The following is a 26234-nucleotide window of genomic DNA, read 5'->3' on the forward strand; positions in this document are numbered from 1 at the left end:
TTTATTCGCCAGCGGCGCCCGAGGCATCGGCGCTGCGTTTGCGCTTGCTGCCGCTGCGACGACGCTTTTTGGGCCCTTCGCTGGCTCCATCACCTTTGCTGCCGAGGTCGCGGATCATGTCGCGGCGCTGGCTGTCGTTGGCGTCCTGGTAATCGGTCCACCATTCGCCCAGGCCGTCAGTCTGCTCGCCGGCACTCTCGCGCAGCAGCAGGAAGTCATAGCCTGCACGGAAACGCGGGTTGTCCAGCAGCAGGTCGGCGCGTTTGCCGCTGCGGCGGGGCAGGCGTTCCTGCATGTCCCAGATTTCGCGGATCGGCATGGTGAAGCGCTTCGGAATAGCGATGCGCTGGCACTGTTCGGTGATCAGTTCGTGCGCGGCTTCCTGCATTGCCGGAATCGGCGGCATGCCACGGTCCTGCAGGCGCAGTACGCGTTTTGGCAGGGCTGGCCACAACAGGGCGGCAAACAGGAACGCCGGGGTGACCGGTTTGTTCTGCTTGATGCGCAGGTCGGTGTTGATCAACGCTTCGCTGATCAGCGTGTGCGTATAGGTAGGGTTGTACTCCAGTGCTTCGGCGCTGGCCGGGAACAGTGGGTCGAACAACTCCAGGTCCACGAGCATCTCGAAGGTGTCGGCGGCATAGCCCGAGAGGAACAGCTTGAGCACTTCTTCGAACAGACGTGCCGAAGGGATTTCCCGCAGCATTGGTGCCAGTTCCCGAATCGGCGCGGCGGTGTGTTTCTCGATACCGAAGTTGAGCTTGGCGGCAAAACGCACGGCCCGCAGCATGCGCACCGGGTCTTCCTGATAGCGCTGTGTTGGGTCGCCGATGAGGCGAATCAGGTTGTTGCGGATGTCGTGTACGCCATTGGCGTAATCGAGGATGCGCTCGCTGACCGGGTCGTAATAGAGGGCATTGATGGTGAAGTCGCGGCGTTGCGCGTCTTCTTCAAGAGTGCCATAGACGTTGTCGCGCAGAATGCGCCCGCTCTCGTTGCGGGAAGACTGATTGGTATCTTCCTCTTCATCGTTTTGCGGATGACCGGCGCGGAATGTCGCGACTTCAATGATTTCGCGACCAAAGTGGATGTGCACCAACTTGAAACGCCGACCGATGATGCGCGCATTGCGAAACTCGGCGCGGACCTGCTCGGGCGTGGCGCTGGTGGCGACGTCGAAGTCCTTGGGCGTGATATTGAGCAGCATGTCGCGTACGCACCCACCCACCAGATAGAGCCTGGTAGCCGGCGTTCTGCAAACGTTCGACGATGTTCACCGCATAACGGCTGAATTGAGCGCGCTGCAATGAATGCTGATTGCTGTTAAGCACTTCAGGCGTGCTGCGAATGTGTTGCGTACGACGCAAGGGAGAACGGAATGACTGGAACAACTTCTTCAGCATGGGATGCACTGTTTGAAGGAATGTTCGGCCATAACGAAGAATGACCGCATGATGGGTCGGGATTCTAGCATTTAGTCAGGGGATGGTGTAGGAACAAGCTACAGGCATTGCGCCACAAGCCTTTGAGCACCAAATCCCAGAAACTACAAGGGGAGCCGAAGCTCCCCCAGAAGTAGTTGCGTGCTCTATTTTTATTATTGGTTGCGGGCTTCTTGTTTTTGTTGATCGCCCTCGCCACGAAGCTTCACCTTCATGACACTCCCAATCGGGAGTCAAGAGCAAACGGATTGCTTTGGTCGCTGTGTTGCTGATCTATGATCCAACCAGTTCAGGCTCTGCCTTAGGGCAGTTTTTGTTGTTCTCGGCCTGGTTGCGGGGCAAGCCCCAAATGCAACGCCTCTCCAAAAGAATCAGTTAGCTGCGCCTCCGCCGTGTTGTTTTTATTATGCGTGAGTCGATTCGTCTTATTTTTATTGTCTTGTACAAAGCTTGTTATTGTTTTTGTACTAAGCATATAGCAGGGTGCGTGCCAACTTTTGCAGTGCCTAGTAAAACCGGGGGGTTGAGGGGTTTTCGGGTTTTTGACGGACCAAAAAAAGCCGGGGCTTCGTTACCGTAAGCCCCGGCTTTTGTTACGCAAAAAATCAGCGGTAACAGTTTTTTCACATCATTGGGTGTTACCTAAGGGGGCGCACCCTCAGCTTTCGCTGGCCACACCGGTCTTGCGTCGTGGAATACCCAGGCGCTGGCGCCGTTCCCACAGGCATTTACGGCTCACGCCCAGTTTGCGTGCCAGTTCGGTCTCGGTCATGTGGTCCTGATGCTCAAGGACGAAATGCTGGAAGTAGTCTTCCAGTGACAAATCTTCCGTCGGCTCATGGCTGGTATTGCTACCGCCGCCCGGTGTCGGGGCGAGGCCGATGAAGTCGTCATCCTCCAAGTCACTGAGTTCAATATCGATACCCAGCAGCTCGGCGGAAATTTCTGGGCTCTCCGACAGGATCACGGCGCGCTCCACCGCATTCTCCAGCTCCCGCACGTTACCCGGCCACGAGTAATGCCGAATCGCTTGCTCGGCGTCCGGCGCGAACTTCAGGTCGGTACGGTTGATGCGCGCACTCTGGCGCAGCAGGAACGCACTGGCTATCTCATTGACGTCGGCGCCGCGCTCACGCAGGGCCGGCAATTTGAGCGCGATCACATGCAGGCGGTAGTACAAGTCTTCACGAAACTGACCGATCTTGGCCAGGCTCTTCAGGTCTCGGTGCGTGGCCGCGATCAGACGCACGTCGACCTTCTGCGATTGCACCGAACCTACCCGGCGAATCTCGCCTTCCTGCAACACGCGCAGTAATCGCGCTTGTGCTTCCAGCGGCAGTTCGCCGATCTCATCGAGGAACAGCGTGCCACCGTCCGCCGCTTCCACCAGGCCCGCGCGTCCGGCGCTGGCGCCTGTGAACGCGCCTTTCTCGTGGCCAAACAGTTCGGATTCGATCAGGGATTCGGGGATCGCCGCACAGTTCACCGAGATCATCGGTGCTTTGGCGCGCTTGGAGAGGTTGTGCAGGGCGCGGGCCACCAGCTCCTTACCGGTGCCTGACTCGCCCTGGATCAATACATTGGAGTCCGTAGGTGCCACTTTGCGAATCTTGCTGTACAGGTCCTGCATCGGTGGGCAGGAGCCGATGATGCCGATTTCCCCATTGCTGTTGTCAACACCCGGTTTGTCGGCGGCTTTGCTGGCGGGGCGCTGCTCGGCAGGCGCGCTGCTGGCCGACTGACGGTCACGCAGGATGCGCGCGACGGCCTGGAGCATTTCATCGTGGTCGAAGGGTTTGGCGATGTAGTCCACCGCGCCCATCTTCATGGAGTCCACCGCAGAGCGCAGGCTCGCGTAGCTGGTCATGATCAGCACTGGGGTGCCCTGGCCAAGCTTGATCAGCTCGGTGCCCGGTGCGCCAGGCAGGCGCAGGTCACTGACAATCAGGTCGAACGTGGGAATGCTGAAACGCTCTTGTGCTTCCTGCACCGAGCCGGCTTCGCTGACTTGGTACTGGTTACGTTCAAGCAGGCGACGCAAGGCAGAGCGGATAATGGTTTCGTCTTCGACGATCAAAATGTGCGGCATTGATTCAATTCTCTCGACGGTCTCAGTTCACAGCGGACGTCGCTTCGACATGACGCGGCAAGGTCACCCGAATACGGGTGCCGCGTTGGCTTTCGGTGTCAGCCGGGCTGTCGATGGTGATTTGTCCATAATGCTCTTCAACGATGGAATAGACCAGTGCAAGGCCCAGACCTGTACCTTCACCTGGATCCTTGGTGGTGAAGAAGGGTTCGAACAATCTATCCATGATGTTCTGTGGAATACCGCTACCTTCATCTTCGACGATCAGATCGACCGTATGTTCGAAAGCCTCGGTCTTGACGCGTACCGCACCACCGGCCGGCGTCGCGTCGCGGGAGTTGGACAGCAGGTTGATCAGTACTTGGGCCAGGCGTTGTGAGTCACCATCGACCCAATGGTCGGGGTCGCACAGATTGAAAAACTGCACTTCGAAATTGCGCCGGTTCAAGGCGAGCAACCCAATGGCGTCCTGCGCCACTTCGGCCAGGCAGACCGCTTCGTCCTGATTCTGATGGGCGCCCGCATGGGCAAAGCTCATCAACGACTGCACGATGCGCGATACGCGTTTGGTCTGTTCGAGAATTTGCCCGCTGATCTCGGTAATTTCCCCGTCCTCTTCACGCTCTTCCCGCAGGTTTTGCGCAAGACAGGCGATACCGGTGATCGGGTTGCCAATTTCGTGGGCCACCCCCGCCGCTAGACGCCCGATACTGGCCAGGCGCTCGGAGTGCACCAGCTTGTCTTCGAGCATCTGGGTTTCGGTCAGGTCTTCCACCAACAGCACCAAGCCGCTGTTACCGGGGGCCAGTGGCTCATCGATGGCCGCTTTGTGCAGGTTGAGCCAACGGGTCTGACCGTCGAGGGCTAAGTGCTGCTTGTGCAAGTGTTCGTCGGGCAGGTTGATAAAGCCCTGCAGCAATTCTTTCCACGGATCGCCGAGTGTATTGAGGCGCGAACCCACCACGCGTTGCGCGGCGATACCGGTGAGTTCTTCCATGGCCTTGTTCCACATCAGGATCTCCTGATCCTTGGCCAGGGAGCACACGCCCATGGGCAACTCTTGCAGCGTCTGGCGATGGTAGCGGCGCAGGGCATCAAGCTCGGCGGCAAGGCCGGTGAGGCGGGAGTGGTAATCCTCCAGCCGGCTCTCGATGAAATGGATGTCTTCGGTGACGTAGTTTTCGCCACCGGCTTTATAGGGCAAAAACGTCTCTACCATGTCCTGGGACACGCTGGGGCCCATCAGGCCAGACAGGTTCGCCTCAATGCGGTCACGCAGACGGCGTAGCGCATACGGTCGGCGCTCGTCGAACGGCAAGTAGAGGTCGCGCAGCGCCTGCTCGACTTCCTTTTGCGCGGCCTTGGCACCCAGGGGCTTGGCCAGTTGGGTGGCAAACTCCTGAGGCGAGGCCGCGTGCAGTTCGCGGCGTTGCGGGCGACGTACGTTATCGACCGCGCAAGCCTCGGCGGCGCTGGTTTCTTCTGGGCTGACATTGGTGAACAGTGAGATCAGGGTGAACATCAGGACGTTGGCGGCCAAAGAAGCAATCGCGGCCATGTGCCAACTGGTGTCGTCCAACACGTAAATCATGTTTAGCAGCGGGATGTAGAAACCCTGCAGGTTGCCGACCAGCGGTAACAGCATGGTGACGATCCACACCAGGATCCCGGCGAGCAGACCCGCGATAAAACCTCGGCGATTGGCCGTCGGCCAGTACAGCACCGACAGTACCCCCGGCAGGAACTGCAAGGTGGCGACAAACGCGACGATACCCAGGTTGGCCAGGTCTTGCCCGGCGCCGAGCAGCAGGTAGAAACAGTAACCGGCCATGATGATTGCGACGATCAGCGCGCGGCGGGTCCACTTCAGCCAGCGGTAGATATTGCCTTCGGCCGGTGGCTGGTACAGCGGCAGCACCAGGTGATTGAGGGCCATGCCCGATAGAGCCAGCGTCGTGACGATAATCAGCCCGCTGGCAGCAGACAAACCGCCGACGTAAGCCAGCAGCGCCAACGCCGGGCTATTGGCGGCGATACCGATACCCAGGGTGAAATACTCGGGGTTGGTGGTGGCCCCCAGTTTCAGGCCGGCCCACAGGATCAGCGGCACCGCGAGGCTCATCAACAGCAGGAACAGCGGCAAGCCCCAGCTGGCGCTTACCAGCGAGCGCGGGTTGAGGTTCTCGGTAAAGGTCATGTGATACATGTGCGGCATCACAATCGCCGAGGCGAAAAACACCAGCAGCAGCGTTCGCCATGGACCTTCCTGCAACGGAGTGTGCAGGGCGGCGAGGGCGGTCTGGTTTTGAAGCAACCACAGTTCCAGCTGTTGCGGACCGTCGAACACACCATACAGCGCATAGAGGCCGACGCCGCCGATGGCGATCAACTTGATCACCGACTCGAAAGCAATCGCAAACACCAAGCCTTCGTGTTTCTCGCGGGTGGCGATATGGCGTGAGCCGAAAAAGATGGTGAACAGGGAGATCAGTGCACAGAACGCCAGAGCCACCCGATGCTGTACCGGCTCATGGGTGAGGATACTGATGGAGTCGGCCACCGCCTGGATTTGCAGAGCCAGCAGAGGCAGCACGCCGATCAACATGAATACCGTGGTCAATGCCCCGGCCCATGTGCTGCGGAAGCGGAAGGCGAACAGGTCGGCCAGGGACGACAGCTGATAGGTGCGAGTGATTTTGAGGATCGGGTACAGCAATACCGGCGCCAGCAGAAACGCGCCGGATACTCCCAGATAACTGGAGAGAAAGCCGTAACCGTACTGATAGGCCAGGCCCACGGTGCCATAGAACGCCCAGGCGCTGGCGTATACGCCCAGGGACAAGGTGTAGGTCAACGGATGGCGAATGATCGCCCGCGGAATCATTCCGCGCTCACTGATCCAGGCAACCCCGAACAGCGCGGCCAGGTAGGCGGCGCTGATCAGCAGCATCTGAGTGAGGCTAAAGCTCATCGGCATCTTTTTGGCTCTGCAGGATGAAGGTCACGACGATCAGGATCAGCCACAGCAGATAAGGGCGATACCAAGCGCCCGTGGCATCGATCCACCAATCCATGATGGCGGGAGAAAACAGGTAGATCCCGACGACCAACAGCAGGACCAATCGATAGATGTACATGTTGGCCTCTGATTAGAAAACTGCGGCGATGGTAACGGATGCTTGGCAAGCTGCAAGCGCCGTCAGTTCAATTGCGCTTCGGCCAGGGTGAGTGTGCGCGGGATCTGTGTGGCATCCCAGTGCCGAATGCCCCAATCCAGCAGTTCCCTAGGGCTCGCGTGAAGCAATTCGCTGCCGGGTTGTTGGCCAAGGGCGCGTAGTGCTCTCAATAGCAAAGGCGTGGCCTGGTCGGGCGTCAACGGCGGCGAACGGTAAGACTTGCCCAGTTTGTTACCGTCCGGTTGGATGATCAGGGGCACGTGCAGGTAGCGCGGTTGGCGTAGGCCCAGCAGTTCTTGCAGATACAGTTGGCGCGGGGTGGAGTCGAGCAAATCGGCACCCCGCACGATATCGGTAACACCTTGCCAGGCGTCATCCAGGACCACGGCCAGTTGGTAGGCATAGAGGCCGTCGCGGCGTCGGATGACGAAATCGCCTGCTTCGCGCCCCAGGTGTTGTCGGAACTCACCCTGCACACGGTCAGTAAAGTGGTACGAAAGCTCAGGTACACGTAAGCGGATGGCTGCATCTTGCTGCTCGTGACCGGCGTTGCGGCACAAGCCTGGGTAAATCCCATTGTAGGGTTCCAGTTGCTTGCGTGAGCAGGTGCAGGCGTAGGCCAGGCCGTGGTTGAACATGTCGTTCAGCACTTTGGCGTAGGCCTCGTGCCGCTCGCTTTGTCGGACCAGTTCGCCGTCCCACTCAAAGCCATAGCTTTCCAGGGCATGCAGGATCGCCGCCTGTGCACCGGGCTCTTCGCGGGGTGGGTCGAGGTCTTCCATGCGCATCAGCCAGCGGCCGTGGTTGGCGCGGGCATCAAGGTAGGAGGCGAGGGCGGCGACCAGGGAGCCGAAGTGCAAATGGCCGCTGGGCGTGGGGGCGAATCGCCCGATATAGGTAGAGGCTGTCATGGGCCGGATACTACTGGAAAATCGGTAAACGCCAGAAACAAAAATGGAGCGTTTACACGCTCCATTCGTTCAGCTCGACAGGATTACTTGCCAACCTGTTTTTCCTTGATTTCAGCCAAGGTCTTGCAGTCTACGCACAGGTCCGCGGTTGGGCGGGCTTCCAGGCGGCGAATACCGATCTCGACCCCGCAGTTTTCGCACCAGCCGTACTCTTCGTCTTTGATCAGTTGCAGTGTCTTGTCGATCTTCTTGATCAACTTGCGCTCGCGATCACGGGCGCGCAGTTCAAGGGCGAACTCTTCTTCCTGGCTGGCACGGTCGGCCGGGTCAGGGAAGTTGGCTGCTTCGTCCTTCATATGGTCAACGGTACGGTCGACCTCCTGCATCAAGTCCTGTTTCCACTTGCTCAGGATCTTGGTGAAGTGCTCGCGCATGGGCTCGCCCATGTACTCCTCACCTTTCTTCTCTACGTAAGGTTCGAAGCCATTGAGGCCTTGAGTCTGCTGTTGCTTTGCTTGGGTGGACATGAATAGACCGCCTCTCACTCTTCTAATCCATTGCGCAGGATTGCAACGTCACCGACACCTGCCGGCCCTGCGGCTGCAAGCGGGCGAACTTACCAGATAGATTCGGGGTGCGCCACTCCCGGTTGTCGAGCCTGTCGCGTCGGGGTTGCAAACTGCAGAGGCCCGTCGTGGCTGGGTATGTTTCGGCTCGAATGTTGATTTTAGTCGTTTTGCGCGCGCTTGCCCGCACCACACAGGTGGCCGGGCAGGCAATAGAACATGTTTTACCGCGCGGGTTCGGTAGAATCCCGATTTTATCCTCACCGTTAAGGAAGGCTAATGGCTCAGCCCTACAGTGCGCGCAGTCGCGCCATCGAACCTTTTCATGTCATGGCGTTGCTGGCGCGGGCCAATGAGCTGCAGGCCGCCGGCAATGACGTGATTCACCTGGAAATCGGCGAGCCCGATTTCACAACGGCGGAGCCGATCATCCAGGCCGGTCAGGCGGCGCTCGCCAATGGCAAGACTCGCTATACCGCAGCCCGAGGCCTGCCAGAATTGCGTGAAGCCATCAGCGGTTTCTACCAGCAGCGCTACGGGTTGAATGTAGATCCCGAGCGTATTCTGATCACTCCAGGAGGTTCTGGCGCGTTGTTGCTGGCCAGCAGCCTGCTGGTGGACCCAGGCAAGCATTGGCTGCTGGCAGACCCGGGTTATCCCTGTAACCGACACTTCCTGCGCTTGGTGGAAGGCGCCGCGCAACTGGTGCCGGTAGGCCCTGAAGTGCGTTATCAACTGACCGCTGACCTAGTGGCCAGATACTGGGATCAAGACAGCGTGGGCGCGTTGGTTGCCTCCCCTGCAAATCCCACCGGCACGATCCTCTCGCGCGATGAATTAGCCGGGCTTTCCGAAGCAATCAAGGCGCGTAACGGCCATTTGGTGGTGGATGAGATCTATCACGGCCTAACCTACGGCACTGATGCCGCCAGCGTGCTGGAGGTCGATGATGACGCCTTCGTCCTGAATAGTTTTTCGAAGTATTTCGGCATGACCGGCTGGCGGCTGGGTTGGCTCGTGGCGCCGCCGGCTGCAGTGAGTGAATTGGAGAAGCTGGCGCAAAACCTTTATATCAGTGCGCCGAGCATGGCCCAATATGCGGCGCTCGCCTGTTTTACCCCGCAAACACTGAGCATTCTGGAGGAGCGTCGTGCCGAGTTTGGCCGTCGTCGCGACTTCCTGCTGCCCGCCTTACGCGAATTGGGCTTTGGCATTGCCGTCGAGCCGGAAGGGGCGTTCTATTTGTACGCCGATATCAGCGCATTCGGCGGTGATGCCTTCGCGTTTTGCCGGCACTTTCTCGAAACCGAGCATGTTGCGTTTACGCCCGGCTTGGATTTTGGTCGCTATCAAGCGGGCCATCATGTGCGTTTTGCCTACACGCAAAACCTCGATCGGTTACAGGAAGCGGTGGAACGCATCGCCCGTGGCTTGCGGAGCTGGCAAGGCTGATGCGCTTTTATCCTCCCCTCGAAGAAGGTCGACTGATTCGCCGATACAAGCGTTTTCTCACCGATATCGAAACTGTTACCGGCGAGTTGTTGACTATTCACTGCCCAAACACCGGTTCCATGCTCAATTGCATGGTGGAAGGCGGGCAAGTTTGGTTCAGTCGCTCCAACGACCCCAAGCGTAAGTTGCCCGGCACCTGGGAGATTGCCGAAACGCCTCAGGGCCGTTTGGCGTGCGTGAACACGGCGCGCGCCAATCAGTTGGTCGAAGAGGCGTTACTGGCTGGTGTGATCACGGAGCTCAATGGCTTTACCGCACTGAAGCGCGAAGTGCCTTACGGTCAGGAGAAAAGCCGTATCGACTTTCGGCTGGAGTATCCAGAGGGTGCGGCCTATGTCGAAGTCAAAAGCGTCACCCTAGGCTTTGATAACACCCGGGTTGCCGCCTTCCCCGACGCAGTGACCCAGCGTGGCGCCAAGCATCTGCGGGAGCTGGCCCACTTGGCGCGCGAAGGTGTGCGAGCGGTGCAGTTGTACTGCGTCAACCTCTCCGGGATTGACGCCGTGCGCCCAGCTTTGGAAATCGATGCCGTCTATGGCGCTGCCTTGCGTGAGGCTAAAGCTGCTGGAGTGGAAGTATTGGCGTACGGCGTGCGCGTGACGTCCGAGGAAATTTGTGTGGATCGCCGGTTGGACGTGCTGCTCGATTAGAGCTCTACCCACAGGCCCTGTTCGTCTTCGCGGCCGCGCAGGGCTTGGAGGCTTTTACCGGAGCACGGCCCGGCAATGCACTCACCGCTTTCGATCAGGAACAGAGCGCCGTGGGTGGCGCATTGGATCAGGCTGGCGCTCTCGTCTAGGAACTTATCGGGTTGCCATTCAAGCGGTATGCCGCGATGAGGGCAGCGGTTGATATAGAAGTAGGCAATGCCGTCCCGGCGTACCGCGAATAATTTGCAACCATCGATTTCAAAACCGAGGCTGCTGTCTGGCGCGAGGCTAGAGGAGGGGCAGAGAAACTTCATTTCAATCCTTAAGTGCCTTGACGTTCAAATGCAAACAATTATCAAATGCCGGCTCGCCCGTTAGCTGACTGGGTGCTCAGTTCGATGCATGGCAGGGGGTAACTGTCACATCAATGAGTGCCCGAAAGGCCCCGCCTTAGGAAGGAAACCCTGTTATGCGCCTGAGTGCCAGCGCTATTGCGCTTGTTGTCGGATTGCTGGTCAACCCTGGGGCGCACGCCTCTGAACTGCCACAGCGTTGGGTGAGTGCCGGTGGGGCGCTGTCGGAGTGGGTGGCGGCTCTGGGCGGTGAGCCGAAGTTGGTCGGCGTGGATACCACGAGCCAGCATCCAGAGTCTCTAAAAGCGTTGCCAAGTATTGGCTATCAGCGGCAATTGTCGTCCGAAGGCATTCTCAGCCTGCGCCCGCAGGTGCTGGTAGGCACTGAAGAGATGGGCCCGCCGCCGGTACTGGCGCAGATTCGCAGCGCGGGGGTTCGGGTTGAAATGTTCTCGGCGCAGCCGGATTTACCGACCTTGAAAGGCAATCTTCAGCACTTGGGCAAGTTGCTGGGTGATGAGGCTAAAGCCGACGAATTGTTTACCCGGTACGAGAATGCCCTCAGTCAGCAGAAAAGTTGGGTCGCGAAGGCCCAGGCTTCTCAAAAGACCCCTGGTGTCTTGCTACTGATCGGTCACGCCGGCGGCAAGCCGCTGATCGCTGGCAAGGACACGGCCGGAGATTGGATGGTGCAGCAGGCGGGCGGTAAAAACCTGGCCACGCACACCGGTTACAAGCCGTTTTCGGTGGAGTCGTTGGCAGGGTTGAGCCCGGATGTACTGGTATTCGCTGACCGTGCCCTCACAGGTGATGCGGCCCGTGCGGCGCTGTTCAAAGAGAATCCTATTCTGGCGTCGACGCCAGCCGCCAAGAGTGGACGTGTATTTGAGCTGGACCCGACATTGTTGGTGGGAGGGCTCGGGCCGCGCCTGCCGCAAAGCCTGGTGAAGTTGTCCGCCGGGTTATATCCGGCCCAGGCTAAACCAGCCCTATGACCACGCTGGTTAAGCCAAAAACGCTGTTTATCGGGCTGACGCTATTGTGTGTGTTGGCGATCTGGCTTTCGTTGGCGTTGGGGCCGGTGAGCCTGCCGTTGCTCGACACGCTTAAGGCGGCCTTGCGTTTGGTCGGCGTGCCAATTGAAGCGCAGGGCTTGGAGCAGGCCGAGCTTATCCTTGGGCAGATTCGTTTGCCGCGTACCTTGCTGGGCCTGGCGGTGGGCGGCGTATTGGCATTGTCGGGCGTCGCCATGCAAGGGCTGTTTCGCAACCCGTTGGCCGATCCGGGGCTGGTGGGGGTGTCGAGTGGTGCGGCGCTCGGGGCCGCCGTCGCCATCGTCGGTGGTGCGTTTTTTGGTGGTTTGCCGGATGCATTCGGGCCGTATCTCCTGTCGCTGTGCGCATTTCTTGGCGGGTTGGGCGTTACCGCGCTGGTCTATCGACTGGGGCGGCGTAATGGCCAGACCAATGTGGCGACGATGCTGCTCGCCGGTATTGCCCTCACTGCGCTGGCCGGCTCGGCGGTGGGCCTTTTTACTTACTTGGCTGACGACGCCACCCTGCGGACCCTGGCGTTCTGGAACCTGGGCAGCCTCAACGGCGCGAGCTATTCCCGGCTGTGGCCGTTGTTGATGGTCAGCGCGGGTGTGGCGCTGTGGTTACCGCGCCGGGCGAAGGCACTGAATGCGCTGCTGCTCGGTGAGTCCGAGGCCAGTCACCTGGGGATTGATGTCGAAGCACTCAAGCGCGAGTTGGTGTTCTGCACCGCATTAGGTGTCGGCGCGGCGGTGGCGGCAGCCGGAATGATTGGTTTTGTGGGGCTGGTGGTGCCGCATCTGGTCAGATTGCTCGCAGGGCCTGATCACCGCGTGTTACTTCCGGCTTCAATTTTGGCGGGCGCGAGTCTGCTGCTATTAGCTGACTTGGTCGCACGGCTGGCTTTGGCGCCCGCGGAGTTGCCGATTGGGATTGTGACGGCGTTCATTGGTGCGCCGTTTTTTCTTTACCTGTTGTTACGGGGGCGTGCCTGATGCTGCGTGTTGAAAACCTGCAGATCAGCCGCGGTCGAAAAACCGTGTTGGCGGATGTCACTTTGGACTTGCTGCCAGGCGAAGTGCTCGGCGTGCTGGGCCCCAATGGCGCCGGCAAAAGCACGTTGCTGGGGGCGTTGTGCGGTGAGTTGCATCCCGATCACGGCAAGGTCTGGCTGGGGCAGCAGGCGCTGAAAGACTGGAGCGGATCGCAGCGCGCCCAGCGACTGGCGGTGTTGCCACAAACCTCGACCCTGGACTTTGCATTCCGCGTAGAGGAGGTCGTCGGGATGGGGCGTCTGCCCTATCAGACCGGACGCGTGCGGGATGACGAAATCATCGATGCAGCCTTGCAAGCAGCAGATGTTTCGCACTTGAGCGGTCGCAGCTACCTGGCGTTATCCGGTGGCGAGCGCCAGCGCGTGCACTTGGCGCGGGTGCTGGCGCAGCTATGGCCGGGGGAGGAGGGGCAGACGTTGCTGCTGGATGAGCCTACGTCAATGCTGGATCCCCTGCACCAGCACACGACTTTGCAAGCTATTCGGACTTTCGCAGATCGGGGCGCGGCGGTGCTGGTGATCCTCCATGATCTGAATCTGGCGGCGCGCTACTGTGATCGTATTCTGCTGCTTGACGGGGGGCGCCCCCACGCTCTGGATACGCCCGTGCGGGTGCTGCGTCCAGAACCGCTTAAAGCCGTGTTTGGTTTGGATGTGCTGGTACAGCCACACCCGGAGCGCGGGCATCCGCTGATCATTGCGCGTTAAAGTCTGCTTTCTTACAGACAAAAAAAGACCCGGCAAGAGCCGGGTCAAATAACCGTGATTAGCCTGATGAGGAGATAATCTGAGAGTCCGAACCAATGGTCTTTCAGTTATCGGCTGATCTCGCGACCAGCTGTGATAATCATAACGATTCTCATTTGAGAGTCAACAATTGTTTTTACGTGACCATCCGCTTTCCTTAAACAGATGTTCGAAACCTACGTAAATATTGAGTGTTTTGGTCGATCTAATTCTTCTGGCGCGTTGAGATTGCATCCAGTTGCCGGTTCAAAGCTTCCTTACGCTCAACGGGGATGTCGTTCCAGTGCACATCCATCAGCGCCCCTTCGATGGCATACAGCAAAACTTTCGATGCGCGGAAGCCGCGAGTCCTTACAGCTCGATACGCATCGACCGCGCCCAAGCGCCGCAAGTCGGACGCGCTGTGGATGCCCACCGCATGCAGCCACTGCGCTGACGTCTTGCCAAGGTTTTTCAGGTGTTGCAGCTCATCGTTCATCAAGCCTCCTTGCGACGGCCGAATGGTGCGGTGGGTATTCGTGACCAGGCAAGCCTGAACAGGAGTGTAGCGTTCAGTAGGAAAAGCGTGGTTCTTTGGTCCGAAACGGCCAAAAAGCTTATAAGAATGGCGCGGGGATTTTGACGGTGAGCAGGCGTGAGCCGCCCGCTACACGTTGCACGTAGCGGGCTTGAGGCGTGTGTTACTTGGTACGGTAGCGCAGACGCGTGCCGAAATTGACCGACATGAGAATTTCGTCGGCGGTCAACTCAGGCGGAAAGTAAGTGCCCGAAATCTGCGCATGGGCCAGGCTGGCGCCCTCCAGCGAGCAGTCGCGCAAATCCAACCCGCGCAAGTCGGTGGAGCGGAAATACGCGTCGGTAAAATCTACGCCGGTGACATTCAACTCGCGTAAGTCCAGCCCACGGAAGTCGCCTCCGCGCATGTCGATAGCGCCGTCTTTCGGACGCTCCTGGTTGAAACCGCGAACATCGTCTTTATGCAGGAGCGAGTAGAGCGGGGTATCAAGAAGCTTGGGCTGACTCATGACAACGAACTCCTGTTGGATTTATGGCGCCATTATAGTGCCACTATTGCTCGGCCGTGCGCCCAAGTTGACGACACGACCAAGAAATTTTTCTTACAGGCCTGGCAAGCGCTGGCGAATTTGCGCGACCACCGCGTCGAGAGTCCCGCTTTGATTGGTCTCGACGCGTTTGCTCAGTAACAGTTCTTCAGCTGTGAGGGGGTCACGGTTGGCCTGCTGTGCTTCGATAACGGCCAGAGTAGCGTCGGACGGATCGTTTTTGTCTCCCTGACGTTGTGCCAGCCAACTGCTGATAACGGCCTGTGGTGCGTTGCAGTCCAGAATAAGGAAGGGCGCACCGGTGGCTTCGGCAACCTTGGCGGCGGCTTCACGTTGTTCGCGTTTCAGGAAGGTGGCATCCAGTACCACCGGGAAGCCGGCGCGCAGCACGGTATCTGCGAGGTCGTTCAAACGAGCGTAGGTTGCTGTGCTGGCGTCGGCTGCATAGATACCGGCCTGCAGCGTGTTTTCCACTTGCTGCTCGCCGAACAGGCGTTTGCGTTCCACGTCCGACCGCAGGCGCACGGCACCAAGCGCTTCCACGAGGCGCATGGATACGTGGCTTTTGCCCACAGCCGAGACGCCGTGGGTAATCGCCAGGAAGCGTGAAGGAATAGTGCTGTAGCTTTCTGCCAGGTTCGCGTAGTTGCGGTACTGGCGCAGAGTGGTGGCGCGTTGTACCGGGCTTGCTTCGCTCGGCATGCTGAACAACGACACCTTGGCGCGTACCAGGGCGCGGTAGGCTTTATAGAAGTTCAGCACTTCAAGGCCCTGATAGTCGCCGGTCAGTTCCAGGTATTGGCTGATGAAGCGGCGGGCCAGGGACTTGAGTCCGCGGTCTTCCAGGTCCATTGCCAGGAAGCCGGTGTCGGCATACACGTCGGTGAAGCGAAACGGTTCGTTAAACTCGATGCAGTCGAAAATCACCACTTGGCCGTCGATCAAGGTGGCGTTACCGAGGTGGATATCACCGTGGCATTCGCGGGTGAAACCGTCGAGCTTGCGCTGTGCCAGCAGTGGCTTGAGGCGTTCGAAGCTGCTTTCGGCCCAGGCTTGCAAGGCTTCGAGTTGAACCAGGTCTGCCTTATCGCTTAGGAACGGACGGATCTGGTCGAAGTTCTGCCGTACCGGTGCCATCACTTCGTCAGGAGTGCCTGCCGGATGCGTTTGCGGGACTTTCGGTGCCGTGAGATGGAAGTGTGCAATTTGCTTGGCCATTTCATCAATGTGCGCTGCAGTCAGTTCGCCATTGGCTTGCAGGGTGCTGAGCAGTTGGCTTTGCGGGAACTGGCGCATCTTTAGTGCGTATTCGATCACCGGGCCGTCGCCGCCCAATTGAGGCGCTTCGGCAGTGCCGGTAATCGGCAACACGTCCAGATACAAATCGTTCGTCAGACGCTGGTTCAGACGCAGCTCTTCGTTGCAGAAGTGTTCGCGCTTTTCCAGGTCGGTGAAGTCCAGAAACCCGAAATTCATCGGCTTTTTCAGTTTATAGGCGTAAGGGCCGGTCAATACGACCCATGAAATATGGGTCTCGATGACTTGGAACGCTTCAACCGGATGAGGGTACAAAGCCGGGTTTTGCAGGGCGGCGATCAGTGACTGGCTCACGGGCGATCCTTCAGAGTCTGGGGGAAATCATGGCGCGCATTATGGCTGCTACGGACGGTCGTGCAAACCGCTGTCCGGCTCATGTTGATCATCAATAAAGTGCGTATAATCCGCCGCCATGACTCGAACCCGATCTCCCCGTTCCCGTAAAAAACCTCCTTCCCGCGGCCTGCGCCCTTGGCTTGGCTGGGCGCTCAAGCTCGGCCTCGTAGGCCTTGTGGTACTCGCCGGCTTCGCCGTGTACCTCGACGCTGTGGTCCAGGAGAAGTTCTCCGGCAAGCGCTGGACCATTCCTGCAAAGGTGTACGCGCGCCCGCTGGAATTGTTCAGCGGCCAGAAGCTGAGCAAGGATGACTTCCTTACCGAGCTCGATGCCCTCGGCTACCGCCGCGAACCCGTGAGCAACGGCCCGGGTGCGGCCGCTGTCAGCGGAAACACTGTCGACCTGAATACCCGTGGCTTCCAGTTCTATGAAGGCCTGGAAAAAGCCCAGCCGGTCCGCGTGCGCTTTTCCGGTGATTACGTCGCCGAGTTGTCCTCCCTCAACGGCTCGAAATTGCCGGTGGTACGTCTTGAACCGTTGATGATCGGCGGGATTTACCCGAAAAACCTTGAAGATCGCATCCTGATCAAGCTTGATCAGGTGCCTCCGTACCTGCTGGAAACTCTGGTTGCGGTAGAGGATCGCGATTTTTATAGCCACTGGGGTGTTTCGCCGAAGTCGATTGCCCGTGCGGTTTGGGTGAACACGTCCGGCGGCAAGATGACCCAGGGCGGCAGTACGCTGACTCAGCAGCTGGTGAAGAACTTCTACCTCACCAACGAGCGCAGTCTGACCCGAAAGCTCACCGAAGCGATGATGGCTATGCTGCTTGAGCTTCACTACAGCAAGCAGGAAATCCTTGAGGCATACCTCAACGAGGTCTTCGTCGGGCAGGATGGCCAGCGCGCGGTACATGGCTTCGGTCTGGCCAGCCAGTTCTTCTTCGGTCAGCCGCTGTCTGAGTTGAAGCTGCATCAAGTGGCCTTGTTGGTGGGGATGGTCAAGGGGCCTTCCTACTACAACCCGCGTCGCAATCCTGAGCGTGCGCTTGAGCGCCGTAACTTGGTGCTGGATGTGCTTGAGCAGCAAGGCGTGGCCACGGCTGAACAGGTGGCCGCAGCGAAGAAAATGCCGCTGGGTGTGACAACTCGCGGCAAGTTGGCGGACAGTTCATTCCCAGGCTTTATCGATCTGGTTAAACGTCAACTGCGTGAAGACTACCGCGACGAGGACTTGACCGAAGAAGGTTTGCGAATTTTCACCAGTTTTGACCCGATTTTGCAGATGAAGGCCGAAGCGTCAGTCAGCGATACCTTCAAGCGTCTGACGGGTCGTAAAGGCTCCGACGAAGTAGAAGCCGCAATGGTGGTCACCAATCCGGAAACCGGTGAAGTCCAAGCCATGATCGGCAGTCGCCAGGCGAGTTTTGCCGGATTCAATCGCGCTTTGGATGCGGTGCGGCCGATTGGTTCGCTGGTCAAGCCTGCGGTCTACCTCACTGCGTTGGAAAAACCGAGCAAGTACACCCTGACGAGCTGGCTGTCGGATGATCCGCTGTCGGTCAAAGGCGGGGACGGCCAGGTGTGGACCCCACAGAACTTCGATCGCCGTTCCCACGGCACGGTGTTCCTGTATCAAGGCTTGGCTCACTCCTACAACATCTCTACATCTCGGCTTGGCCTGGAAGTCGGCGTGCCGAATGTCCTCAAGACGCTGGCTCGACTGGGCATCACCCGCGAATTCCCGGCGTTCCCATCGATCCTGTTGGGCGCCGGCGCCATGACACCGATGGAAGTCGCGACCATGTACCAGACCCTCGCCAACGGTGGCTTCAACACCCCGATGCGCGGGATCCGCAGTGTACTGACGGCTGAGGGTGAGCCGCTCAAGCGCTACCCGTTCCAGATCCAGCAGCGCTTTGACGCTGGCTCTATCTACCTGATACAGAACGCCATGCAGCGCGTGATGCGTGAAGGTACCGGTAGCTCGGTCTATAAGGTGCTTCCGTCCAACCTGACGCTGGCGGGCAAGACCGGTACCAGTAACGATTCGCGCGATAGCTGGTTTGCAGGTTTCGGTCAGGATGTACTGGCCGTGGTGTGGCTCGGTCGAGACGACAACGGTAAGACGCCTTTTACCGGTGCTACCGGTGCGTTGCAGGTCTGGACCAGTTTTATGCGCAAGGCCGACCCGTTGCCATTGAATATGCCGCAGCCGGATAACATCGTGCAGGCCTGGATTGATCCGCATACCGGCCAGGGTTCCGACGCTAACTGTCCGGGCGCAGTACAGATGCCGTATATTCGCGGCAGCGAGCCACCACCCGGTGCTGCGTGCGGCGGCGGTGCCCCTGCGGACGCGGAATCGGTGATGGATTGGGTCAAGGGCTGGATGAATTAAGCAAAGAGGGTTTCAAGTGAACAAGTGGTGTATTCCAGCGATTACAGCTCTGGCTTTGCTCAGCGGTTGCTCCAGCGTGCAGCGCGGCTCCATTCCCGTGGTGGATTCGAGCACTGCCGTCTCCAATAGCGACCGGATCTCGGCCAATGGCGGTTTCCGCCAGACCGTGACCAACCGTCCGGCGCAGGCCAAGCCTCAGGCCGTGCCGCAAGATTCGGGCGTGGTGGTGATGGTGCCGGGCGGCGGCGCTGCTACGTCCGCACCGATCAGTGCCGAGCCATGGACTCCAGGGCCAAGCACCTCCGGACCGATTGAGCCCACGCCGATTCAGACCGCGCCGATCAACCAGGGCACCTACAGCATGCCGTCGACGCCGAGTGGCATTCCATCTTCCTCCAGTGGTGGCGGCCTTTCGGCTGACGAGCAACTGGACGGTCCGGTGCTGGCCTTGCTGACTACGGCGCAGCAACAACAGGCCGGTGGCGACCTGAACGGCGCCTCATCGAGCCTTGAGCGGGCGCAGCGAGTTGCACCTCGTGAACCGCAAGTACTGTATCGCCTGGCACAGGTACGCATGGCCCAAGGCGATGCGCCTCAGGCCGAACAGTTCGCCCGTCGTGGCCTCACGCTGGCCAACGGTCGTCCCGATCTGCAGGCCAGTCTCTGGACGTTAATCGGAGATGCGCGCGCCGCACAAGGTGATGCCGCTGGCGCTGCTCAGGCCCGGCAGAAAGCCAAGGTCAGCCTCTGATGGATGTACGGTTTCCCGCGATTGCCGAACAGTTATTGCTGATTGAGCGCGAACTGCGCATACAAGGCTGGTGGGATGAGGTGTCACCCAGCATCGAGGCGCTCAGCAGTGTTGAGCCGTTTTCGGTGGATACCCTGGACTTTCACCAGTGGCTGCAATGGATTTTCCTGACGCGCATGAAGCAGATCCTCGAACAGGACCTGCCACTGCCCAATGCGTCAGGGATTCTGGAGATGGCCGAGATGGTGTACGCCGATCGGCCGCGCGAGAGCCTCGGTTTACGCAATGCGCTGAAAAAGTTCGATCAATTGATCGTCGACGCTCGTTAATTGCCTGACTGCCGGTTTTTTCGGCAGTCTTGCGCATATTTCTACCGCTTGACGACATTCAGGCGAGTTTTATCCCTCCTCAAAGCCCTTTCTTCTACGTTCTCATGCGCTTAGTTGGAAAAAAGCGCAATTATTGCTTGACTTGAACGGCCTGAAACAGAAGAATCCAAAGTCCGCTGTATCGGGACTGCCAGAAGCAGGCCCGCTCAGCAGATCATGAGGCGCACATCCGCGCCGACCTGTTACACCCGCAACGCGTTACCTCGCGCTGGGTGGGAAAAGCCCGCAACACTTGGGACGATCCCAATACTTGCTCAGTCAGTGCTGACGTAGTCGGCGACCACCGTCGCTCATGCTCTGTTGAGAAGTAAACCTATTAAGACCCGTCGGTTTTCAACGGACGGTATTCTGGCGTTTTAGAGGTGAACAACGTGGAGCTTTTATCTGGCGGTGAGATGCTCGTCCGCTTTTTGCGTGACGAAGGCGTCGACTATATCTACGGGTACCCAGGTGGTGCTCTGTTGCATGTTTACGACGCACTGTTCAAGGAGCCGGCTGTTACCCACATCCTGGTTCGCCACGAACAAGCCGCGACCCATATGGCTGACGGTTACGCCCGTGCCACCGGTAAAGCCGGCGTGGTGCTGGTAACGTCCGGCCCAGGCGCAACGAATGCCATTACCGGCATTGCGACTGCTTATATGGACTCCATCCCGATGGTGATCATTTCTGGCCAGGTGCCAAGCACCATGGTCGGTACCGATGCATTCCAGGAAACCGACATGATCGGTATCTCCCGGCCGATCGTGAAACACAGCTTCATGATCAAGCATGCGTCGGAAATTCCGGAAGTCATGAAAAAGGCGTTCTACCTCGCGCAGTCCGGTCGCCCGGGCCCTGTCGTGGTCGATATCCCGAAAGACATGACCAACCCGGCTGAGAAATTCGAATACGTCTTCCCGAAGAAAGCCAAGCTGCGCTCCTACAGTCCGGCCGTTCGTGGGCACTCGGGGCAAATTCGCAAGGCGGCAGAAATGCTCCTGGCAGCCAAGCGCCCTGTGTTGTACTCGGGTGGCGGTGTGATCCTCGGCGGGGGCTCCGCCCCATTGACCGAGTTGGCCAAGCTGCTCAACCTGCCGGTCACCAACACCCTGATGGGCCTCGGCGCCTTTCCGGGTACGGACCGTCAGTTCGTCGGCATGCTCGGCATGCACGGCAGCTACACCGCCAACCTGACCATGCACCACGCCGACGTGATCCTGGCTGTGGGTGCGCGTTTTGATGATCGTGTGATCAACGGCGCGAGCAAATTCTGCCCGAACGCGAAGATCATCCACATCGATATCGATCCAGCGTCCATCTCCAAGACCATCAAGGCCGACGTGCCAATTGTAGGTCCTGTGGAAAGTGTACTGACCGAAATGGTCGCTGCGCTTAAGGACATCGGCGAGACGCCGAACAAGGAATCCGTCGCCAGCTGGTGGAAGCAGATCGACGAATGGCGCGGTGACCGCGGCCTGTTCCCTTACGACAAGGGCGACGGCAGCATCATCAAGCCTCAAACCGTGATCGAGACCCTGTGCGAAGTGACCAAGGGCGACGCCTTTGTGACCTCCGACGTGGGTCAGCACCAGATGTTCGCCGCGCAATACTACAAGTTCGACAAGCCTAACCGCTGGATCAACTCCGGTGGTCTGGGCACGATGGGCTTTGGTTTTCCTGCGGCCATGGGTGTGAAGCTGAGCTTCCCGGACAGCGACGTCGCGTGCGTTACCGGTGAAGGCAGCATCCAGATGAACATTCAGGAACTGTCGACGTGCCTGCAGTACGGTCTTCCGGTGAAGATCGTCTGCCTGAACAACGGCGTGCTGGGTATGGTTCGTCAATGGCAAGACATGAGCTACGGCAGCCGTCACTCTCATTCCTATATGGAATCGCTTCCGGATTTCATCAAGTTGGTTGAAGCCTATGGCCACGTCGGCATTCGCATCACCGATCTGAAAGATCTGAAGCCGAAGATGGAAGAGGCGTTCGCCATGAAGGACCGCCTGGTGTTCCTCGATATTCAAGTGGATACCAGCGAGCACGTTTATCCGATGCAGATCAAAGACGGCTCTATGCGCGACATGTGGCTGAACAAGACGGAGCGTACTTAATCATGCGGCACATTATCTCCCTGCTTCTGGAGAACGAACCCGGCGCTCTGTCTCGTGTTGTCGGCCTGTTTTCGCAACGCAACTACAACATCGAAAGCCTGACCGTGGCTCCGACCGAAGACCCGACTCTGTCGCGCCTGACGTTGACCACCGTGGGCCACGATGAGGTGATCGAGCAGATCACCAAGAACCTCAACAAGCTGATCGAAGTGGTCAAGCTGGTCGACCTGTCGGAAAGTGCCCACATCGAGCGCGAGCTGATGCTGGTAAAGGTCAAGGCTACGGGTGCCCAACGTGCCGAAATCAAGCGGACTACCGACATCTATCGCGGGCAGATCGTCGATGTGAGCGCCAGCGTTTATACCGTGCAACTGACCGGTACAAGCGACAAGTTGGACAGCTTCATCCAGTCGATCGGGACGGCCTCGATTCTGGAAACGGTACGCAGTGGTGTCACCGGGATTGCCCGTGGCGACAAAGTACTCAGCATCTAACCCAAATTAGTGAATGGCCTTACGGCCTGGATATATAGAGGAACCTCATGAAAGTTTATTACGATAAAGATTGTGACCTGTCGATCATCCAGGGCAAGAAAGTCGCCATCATCGGCTACGGCTCCCAGGGTCACGCGCAAGCTTGCAACCTGAAAGACTCCGGCGTTGACGTGACTGTTGGCCTGCGTAAAGGCTCGGCCACCGTTGCCAAGGCGGAAGCTCATGGCCTGAAAGTGACTGACGTTGCTTCCGCTGTTGCTGCTGCTGACCTGGTCATGATCCTGACCCCGGACGAGTTCCAGTCCTCGTTGTACAAAAACGAAATCGAGCCGAACATCAAGAAAGGCGCCACCCTGGCCTTCTCCCACGGCTTTGCGATTCACTACAACCAGGTTGTGCCACGCGCAGACCTGGACGTGATCATGATCGCGCCAAAAGCGCCAGGTCACACCGTACGCTCCGAGTTCGTCAAAGGCGGTGGTATCCCTGACCTGATCGCGATCTATCAGGACGCATCCGGCAATGCCAAAAACGTTGCACTGTCCTACGCTGCTGGCGTCGGTGGTGGTCGTACCGGCATCATCGAAACCACCTTCAAGGACGAGACCGAAACCGACCTGTTCGGCGAGCAAGCCGTTCTGTGCGGTGGTACCGTTGAGCTGGTTAAAGCCGGTTTCGAAACCCTGGTTGAAGCTGGCTACGCGCCGGAAATGGCCTACTTCGAATGCCTGCACGAACTGAAGCTGATCGTTGACCTCATGTACGAAGGCGGTATCGCCAACATGAACTACTCGATCTCCAACAACGCCGAATACGGCGAGTACGTGACTGGCCCAGAAGTGATCAACGCCGAGTCCCGCCAGGCTATGCGCAACGCCCTGAAACGTATTCAGGACGGCGAATACGCCAAAATGTTCATCAGTGAAGGCGCTACCGGCTACCCTTCGATGACCGCCAAGCGTCGTAACAACGCTGCTCACGGTATCGAAGTCATCGGCGAGCAACTGCGTTCCATGATGCCGTGGATCGGTGCCAACAAGATCGTCGACAAAGCTAAAAACTAAGTCGTACGCATCAAGAGAAAACGCGGCTTAGGCCGCGTTTTTTCGTTTGGGGGCGGGTTCTGGTATAAAGCTGCATCGTTTGCGAGCGAACACTCGCCGCAAGTATTGGTCGAATTTTTTCACACCGTTGCAAGGTAAAGTCCATGAGCGAACGTCCCGAAGAGCCTAACCAGGCTCCTGACGCCGAAAGCCTGCTACCGATCGATGAACATGTCGAAGAAGGGCATGACGCTGAAGGCCGCAAGGTCCGGCATCGTGGCATCTATTTGCTGCCCAATCTTTTCACTACGGCAAACTTGTTTGCCGGTTTCTATTCCATTATCAACTCCATGAGTGCCCAAAGTGCGCTGGCGGCGGGTGATGCGGCGAGTGCCAGCAAGTACTTCGGTTTTGCGGCCATTGCCATTTTCGTGGCCATGGTACTCGACGGTTTGGATGGTCGTGTTGCACGTATGACCAATACCCAAAGTGCTTTCGGTGCCGAGTACGATTCGCTGTCTGACATGGTTGCATTTGGGGTCGCGCCGGCGCTGTTGGCATTTGCTTGGGCGTTGGGTGACATGGGGAAGGTTGGCTGGATGGTTGCCTTCATCTATGTCGCGGGCGCCGCTTTGCGTCTGGCGCGCTTCAACACTCAGGTGGGTACTGCTGATAAACGTTACTTCATCGGGTTGGCCAGTCCGGCAGCGGCGGGTGTCGTGGCGGGTATCGTCTGGGCATTCAGTGATTACGGCATCCAGGGCTCGAAAATGTCTTTCCTGGTGGCGTTAATGGTTGCCGCTGCCGGAATGCTGATGGTCAGCAACATCAAGTACAACAGCTTCAAGGAGCTTGATCTCAAAGGGCGAGTACCTTTCGTGGCAATCCTGGCAGTGGTGCTGGTGTTTGCGGTGGTCTTCAGTGATCCGCCTCGGATTCTGCTATTGGCCTTCTTGGTCTACGCCGCTTCTGGGCCAGTTCAGTACTTGCTACATATGCGCCGGGACAAAACGTTGCCTTAATGTAATTTCCCCCATACTCCGCAGTCTATTGGTGCATCAGTCCTCCAATGCTGCGGAGTTGCCATGTTAATCAAATTGCCTAAAGCGTCCGATTGCCATGAGTCGGATGTCACCTCTGAATCCTTCTATCTTTCTCGCCGTAGCTTGATCGGTGGTGCGCTTGCGGGCATTGCTGCCAGCGGCCTGCCGCGTTGGGCCAGTGCAGATGACGCTGCGCGATATGCCGATGTTGAGCCGGGGAAGGCGCCGGGCTGGTTTGCTGGCAAGCTGCCTGCTACTAAATGGCAGGCTGTGACGGTTGAAGGTGAGGCTATCACCCCGTTCAAGGACGCAACCCACTACAACAACTTCTATGAATTCGGCACTGACAAAGGGGATCCGGCGAACAACGCGGGTTCACTCAAGACCGAACCTTGGAGTGTCGTGATTGATGGTGAGGTTGCCAAGCCGGGGCGTTATGCCTTGGAGGACTTCATGAAGCCCTATCAGTTGGAAGAGCGGATCTACCGGTTGCGCTGCGTCGAGGCTTGGTCGATGGTCATTCCATGGATGGGCTTTCCGATCTCCGCGTTGCTCCAGCAGGTTGGGCCAACCTCCAAGGCCAAATACATCCGTTTTGAAACACTCCAGGATTCCAAGAGCATGCCGGGGCAGCGTTCGAGTTTTGGCTTGATCGATTGGCCTTATGTTGAAGGTTTGCGCCTGGATGAGGCGATGAATCCTTTAGCGATTCTTGCCGTTGGGATGTATGGGCGCGAGTTGCCCAATCAGAACGGCGCGCCGTTACGTCTCGTCGTGCCTTGGAAGTACGGTTTCAAGAGTGTGAAGTCGATCGTGCGGATCAGCCTTGTGAGTGAGCAGCCGAAAACCACGTGGCAGAGTATTGCGGCGGATGAGTATGGGTTCTATGCCAATGTGAACCCTACAGTGGACCATCCGCGTTGGACTCAGGCGCGTGAGCGTCGTCTGCCAAGTGGTTTGTTCAGTCCGAATGTACGTGAAACGCAGATGTTCAATGGTTACTCGGATGAGGTTGCTTCTTTATATGCCGGTCTCGACCTGCGGAAGAACTACTAATGCGCTACCCCATCTGGCGCATCGGCGTTTTTATAGTCGCGGCAGTGTGGCCTTTGTTATGGCTATATGAGGCGTGGAGTTTTGTTCTTGGGCCAGATCCAGGAAAGGTGCTGGTTGATCGACTGGGGTTGGGCACTTTGATCCTGCTGTTGATCACGCTGGGGATGACCCCGCTGCAAAAGTTGAGCGGCTGGGCGGGGTGGATAGCGGTGCGCCGACAGCTAGGGTTGTGGTGCTTTGCTTATGTGGTACTGCATCTGGCGGCCTATTGTGTGTTTGTTCTGGGTCTGGATTGGTCTCAGCTTGGGGTCGAGCTACGTAAGCGGCCTTATATTATTGTGGGTACGTTAGGGTTCTTGTCGTTGCTGGTGTTGGCGGTGACGTCTAATCGCTATAGCCAGCGTCGACTGGGCAGTCGTTGGAAGAAGCTGCATCGCCTGGTATATATGATTCTTGGGCTTGGACTGCTGCATATGTTGTGGATCGTGCGAGCTGATCTAAAGGAGTGGGTAATCTATGCATCTGTAGGTGCGCTGCTGCTGGTGTTGCGTTTACCACCGGTGATGCGCCGAATCCCCCGGCTTATTGCGAAAAAACCACCTTCTGCAACAAAAGCGTAATTAACGCTTGACCGCAGATTCTGGGAGCCTATAATTCGCCCCACTTCCGGCGCAGTCGAAGCGGAAAACTCCTTGGTAAACAATGAGTTA

23 protein-coding genes and 1 pseudogene are annotated in these 26234 nt (G+C 58.2%); 14 read left to right on the plus strand and 10 right to left on the minus strand.

Translation table 11 applies throughout. The features are described from left to right. Position 1 precedes the first annotated feature (1 nt). The 6 genes and pseudogenes from ACVWXD_RS29445 to dksA all read right to left on the minus strand — a co-directional run bounded on the left by ACVWXD_RS29445 (position 2) and on the right by dksA (position 8145). Positions 2-1403 (minus strand): annotated as a pseudogene (locus ACVWXD_RS29445) (polynucleotide adenylyltransferase PcnB). A gap of 697 nt (positions 1404-2100) precedes the next feature. Further along, positions 2101-3531, minus strand: a complete 1431-nt coding sequence (locus ACVWXD_RS29450) for a sigma-54-dependent transcriptional regulator (protein WP_032884739.1) — start codon at positions 3529-3531, stop codon at positions 2101-2103. 22 nt (positions 3532-3553) lie between these two features. Then, complete coding sequence (locus ACVWXD_RS29455; protein ID WP_260367892.1) at positions 3554-6508, minus strand: sensor histidine kinase; 2955 nt, start codon at positions 6506-6508, stop codon at positions 3554-3556. Further along, positions 6492-6668 (minus strand): hypothetical protein, encoded by a 177-nt coding sequence (locus ACVWXD_RS29460; protein WP_003176118.1) that lies wholly within the window; start codon positions 6666-6668, stop codon positions 6492-6494. Before ACVWXD_RS29460 ends, ACVWXD_RS29455 begins: the two co-directional genes overlap by 17 nt. 62 nt (positions 6669-6730) lie before the next feature. Continuing rightward, on the minus strand, positions 6731-7618 hold the full coding sequence (gene gluQRS, locus ACVWXD_RS29465; protein WP_032884742.1) for a tRNA glutamyl-Q(34) synthetase GluQRS: 888 nt from the start codon (positions 7616-7618) through the stop codon (positions 6731-6733). An 83-nt stretch (positions 7619-7701) separates the two neighbouring features. Beyond that, positions 7702-8145 (minus strand): RNA polymerase-binding protein DksA, encoded by a 444-nt coding sequence (gene dksA / locus ACVWXD_RS29470; protein WP_032884743.1) that lies wholly within the window; start codon positions 8143-8145, stop codon positions 7702-7704. 318 nt (positions 8146-8463) lie between these two features. On the opposite strand from dksA, the gene ACVWXD_RS29475 reads away from it, so the two are divergent. Both ACVWXD_RS29475 and sfsA read left to right on the plus strand, forming a co-directional pair. Continuing rightward, the gene (locus ACVWXD_RS29475) at positions 8464-9636 is read left to right on the plus strand and encodes a pyridoxal phosphate-dependent aminotransferase (RefSeq protein ID WP_099603197.1); all 1173 of its coding nucleotides are present in this window, start codon (positions 8464-8466) and stop codon (positions 9634-9636) included. After that, positions 9636-10346, plus strand: coding sequence for a DNA/RNA nuclease SfsA (sfsA, locus tag ACVWXD_RS29480; RefSeq protein WP_095186258.1), 711 nt, complete (start codon positions 9636-9638; stop codon positions 10344-10346). Before ACVWXD_RS29475 ends, sfsA begins: the two co-directional genes overlap by 1 nt. Here sfsA and ACVWXD_RS29485 read toward each other — a convergent pair. Continuing rightward, positions 10343-10660 (minus strand): Rieske (2Fe-2S) protein, encoded by a 318-nt coding sequence (locus tag ACVWXD_RS29485; protein WP_032884749.1) that lies wholly within the window; start codon positions 10658-10660, stop codon positions 10343-10345. The two genes, sfsA and ACVWXD_RS29485, sit on opposite strands and share 4 nt — an antisense overlap. Positions 10661-10815: 155 nt before the next feature. Between ACVWXD_RS29485 and ACVWXD_RS29490 the strand changes: the two genes are divergently transcribed. From ACVWXD_RS29490 to ACVWXD_RS29500, 3 genes are read left to right on the plus strand one after another with little or no spacing between them, the layout of a single operon-like run. Continuing rightward, positions 10816-11694: a heme/hemin ABC transporter substrate-binding protein gene (locus ACVWXD_RS29490; RefSeq protein ID WP_095186259.1), complete on the plus strand. Its 879-nt coding sequence runs from the start codon at positions 10816-10818 to the stop codon at positions 11692-11694. Between the two features lie 50 nt (positions 11695-11744). Continuing rightward, entirely contained in the window at positions 11745-12728 is a 984-nt protein-coding gene (locus ACVWXD_RS29495; RefSeq protein WP_163034915.1) for a FecCD family ABC transporter permease, read from the plus strand. Beyond that, positions 12728-13495, plus strand: a complete 768-nt coding sequence (locus tag ACVWXD_RS29500; RefSeq protein WP_099603195.1) for a heme ABC transporter ATP-binding protein — start codon at positions 12728-12730, stop codon at positions 13493-13495. Before ACVWXD_RS29495 ends, ACVWXD_RS29500 begins: the two co-directional genes overlap by 1 nt. A 244-nt stretch (positions 13496-13739) precedes the next feature. On the opposite strand, the gene ACVWXD_RS29505 is transcribed toward ACVWXD_RS29500, so the two are convergent. From ACVWXD_RS29505 to ACVWXD_RS29515, 3 genes are all read right to left on the minus strand, one after another. After that, positions 13740-14012 carry a TfoX/Sxy family protein gene (locus tag ACVWXD_RS29505; protein ID WP_032884753.1) on the minus strand — a complete coding sequence of 91 codons (273 nt, stop codon included), beginning with the start codon at positions 14010-14012 and terminating at the stop codon, positions 13740-13742. Between the two features lie 202 nt (positions 14013-14214). After that, complete coding sequence (locus ACVWXD_RS29510) at positions 14215-14559, minus strand: pentapeptide repeat-containing protein (protein WP_032884754.1); 345 nt, start codon at positions 14557-14559, stop codon at positions 14215-14217. A 93-nt stretch (positions 14560-14652) separates the two neighbouring features. Continuing rightward, positions 14653-16209, minus strand: a complete 1557-nt coding sequence (locus ACVWXD_RS29515) for a bifunctional aminoglycoside phosphotransferase/ATP-binding protein (RefSeq protein ID WP_457371568.1) — start codon at positions 16207-16209, stop codon at positions 14653-14655. A 118-nt stretch (positions 16210-16327) separates the two neighbouring features. On the opposite strand from ACVWXD_RS29515, the gene mrcB reads away from it, so the two are divergent. The 9 genes from mrcB to msrQ all read left to right on the plus strand — a co-directional run bounded on the left by mrcB (position 16328) and on the right by msrQ (position 26144). Further along, a complete protein-coding gene (mrcB, locus tag ACVWXD_RS29520) occupies positions 16328-18652 on the plus strand; it encodes a penicillin-binding protein 1B (RefSeq protein ID WP_099603193.1) in 2325 nt (774 codons plus the stop codon). Between the two features lie 16 nt (positions 18653-18668). After that, a complete protein-coding gene (locus ACVWXD_RS29525) occupies positions 18669-19403 on the plus strand; it encodes a tetratricopeptide repeat protein (RefSeq protein WP_260367877.1) in 735 nt (244 codons plus the stop codon). Further along, positions 19403-19732, plus strand: coding sequence for a YqcC family protein (locus ACVWXD_RS29530; RefSeq protein ID WP_032884758.1), 330 nt, complete (start codon positions 19403-19405; stop codon positions 19730-19732). The genes ACVWXD_RS29525 and ACVWXD_RS29530 overlap by 1 nt, the downstream gene beginning before the upstream one ends. Positions 19733-20163: 431 nt before the next feature. After that, the gene (locus tag ACVWXD_RS29535) at positions 20164-21888 is read left to right on the plus strand and encodes an acetolactate synthase 3 large subunit (RefSeq protein ID WP_095186270.1); all 1725 of its coding nucleotides are present in this window, start codon (positions 20164-20166) and stop codon (positions 21886-21888) included. Between the two features lie 2 nt (positions 21889-21890). Continuing rightward, positions 21891-22382 (plus strand): acetolactate synthase small subunit, encoded by a 492-nt coding sequence (ilvN, locus tag ACVWXD_RS29540; RefSeq protein ID WP_003176102.1) that lies wholly within the window; start codon positions 21891-21893, stop codon positions 22380-22382. A 47-nt stretch (positions 22383-22429) separates the two neighbouring features. Then, positions 22430-23446: a ketol-acid reductoisomerase gene (gene ilvC, locus ACVWXD_RS29545; RefSeq protein WP_003194132.1), complete on the plus strand. Its 1017-nt coding sequence runs from the start codon at positions 22430-22432 to the stop codon at positions 23444-23446. Positions 23447-23589: 143 nt separating this feature from the next. After that, positions 23590-24447, plus strand: coding sequence for a CDP-diacylglycerol--serine O-phosphatidyltransferase (gene pssA, locus ACVWXD_RS29550; RefSeq protein ID WP_032884759.1), 858 nt, complete (start codon positions 23590-23592; stop codon positions 24445-24447). A gap of 63 nt (positions 24448-24510) precedes the next feature. Next, positions 24511-25524, plus strand: a complete 1014-nt coding sequence (msrP, locus tag ACVWXD_RS29555) for a protein-methionine-sulfoxide reductase catalytic subunit MsrP (protein ID WP_122755944.1) — start codon at positions 24511-24513, stop codon at positions 25522-25524. After that, positions 25524-26144, plus strand: a complete 621-nt coding sequence (gene msrQ, locus ACVWXD_RS29560) for a protein-methionine-sulfoxide reductase heme-binding subunit MsrQ (RefSeq protein WP_457371569.1) — start codon at positions 25524-25526, stop codon at positions 26142-26144. The genes msrP and msrQ overlap by 1 nt, the downstream gene beginning before the upstream one ends. Positions 26145-26234 lie beyond the last annotated feature (90 nt).

The sequence above is a fragment of the Pseudomonas sp. TE3911 genome, assembly GCF_054062775.1.